This is a genomic window from Mesorhizobium sp. IMUNJ 23033, from assembly GCF_044778005.1.
In the GTDB taxonomy this organism is placed as follows: domain Bacteria; phylum Pseudomonadota; class Alphaproteobacteria; order Rhizobiales; family Rhizobiaceae; genus Mesorhizobium; species Mesorhizobium amorphae_A.
The window spans coordinates 1-1,400 of the sequence record NZ_JBJACT010000083.1 but is presented as its reverse complement, the minus strand read 5'-3'; the positions used below and the strand labels follow the sequence as shown (position 1 = coordinate 1,400).

At 64.4% G+C, this 1,400-nt stretch carries 1 protein-coding gene; it reads left to right on the top strand.

The annotated features are described in order from the left end of the window. Positions 1-108 precede the first annotated feature (108 nt). The gene (locus ACFX5Q_RS34745) at positions 109-1,146 is read left to right on the top strand and encodes an IS110 family transposase (protein WP_404285059.1); all 1,038 of its coding nucleotides are present in this window, start codon (positions 109-111) and stop codon (positions 1,144-1,146) included. Positions 1,147-1,400: the final 254 nt, after the last annotated feature.

The window sequence follows — 1,400 nt, the reverse complement described above, 5'->3', positions numbered from 1 at the left end:
AGATGGGGTGATTGGGGTCTCTGCCGAGCCAGATGATGGCGGCTGCTCCTGTCGAAATGTGAAAACGTGGTCGATGTGAGTCGCCACAAACATTTGGAAGGAGCAGCCATGAAGTACTTTGCCGGACTGGACGTGTCTTTGGAAGAGACCTCTATTTGCATTGTCGACGAGACTGGCCGGATCGTGAAGGAGGCGAGAGCGTTGAGCGATCCGCAGGCGTTGTGTGAAGCGCTGAAGGGGACCGGCTTGCCGCTTGAGCGGATCGGCCTGGAAGCGTGCTCGCTGACGGCCTGGCTTCACGATGGACTGCACGCCGAAGGTTTGCCGGCGACCTGCATCGAGACGCGGCAGGCCAATGCGGCGATGAAGACCATGCCCAACAAGACCGATCGCAATGACGCCCGCGCGCTGGCGCAGATCATGCGCACCGGCTGGTATCGGCAGGTGCATGTCAAGAGCCGGCAGTGCCGGCTTTGGCGCTCGCTGCTGATTGCCCGCCGCACGGTGCTGAACGAGATGCGTTCGATCGAGAACGTGGTGCGGGCGATGCTGCGCGAGGCCGGCGTCAAACTGGGCTTGCCGTCGCGCAGCGCTTTTGCCGGCCGCGTGCGGGAACTGGCCGGCGCCGACGCCCAGATGATGGCGATGGTCGAGCCGCTTCTTGCGATCCTCGGCGTCATGTTGGGAGAGTTTACCCGCCTGACGAAGCAGGTTCTCGACATCGCCCGCAATGAAGAAGTCTGCCGGCGGCTGATGAGCACGCCGGGCGTCGGGCCGATCACCGCGCTTGCCTTCCGCGCCACGATCGACCGGCCGGAGCGGTTCGGCTCCTCGCGGGCGGTGGGGGCGCATCTGGGGCTGACGCCGGCGCGCTACCAGTCCGGCGAGACCGACATCCAAGGCAGGGTCAGCCGCTGCGGCGATGAACTCGCCCGCACCGCCCTCTACGAGGCCGCCCACACGCTGCTGGTGCGCTCGAAGAAATGGTCCAGCCTCAGGGCTTGGGGCATGATCATCGCCAGGCGCCGCGGCATGGCGCGCGCCCGTGTGGCGGTGGCCCGCAAATTGGCGGTCATTCTGCACCGTATGTGGGCCGACGCGACCGAGTTCCGCTTTGGAAAGGAGCCTGCCACACTGGCGGCGTGAACCGAGACCGATCAAAGGAACACGCAACACGAACAAAGCTTTTGCCCGAAAGGGCGATGCCTGAATCGTTCCGTGGGGACGACGGGCGAGGCGATCTCGTTGAGAGTCCCGAACCTGCCGGCCAAAACTCGGCAAGGTCGTGAAACAGATTGAGACGCCTCGCTCTCCTGACCCCATCATGCGGCGGCCAGAGCGCCGATCGCGAAGAGAAGCGAGTGACCTACGGGACGGTCCAGAAAAAAGTGCAGGAGTGG

Coding starts and splice junctions, on each gene's coding strand:
- ACFX5Q_RS34745 (WP_404285059.1), top strand. CDS start 109: ATGAAGTACTTTGCCGGACTGGACGTGTCTTTGGAAGAGACCTCTATT.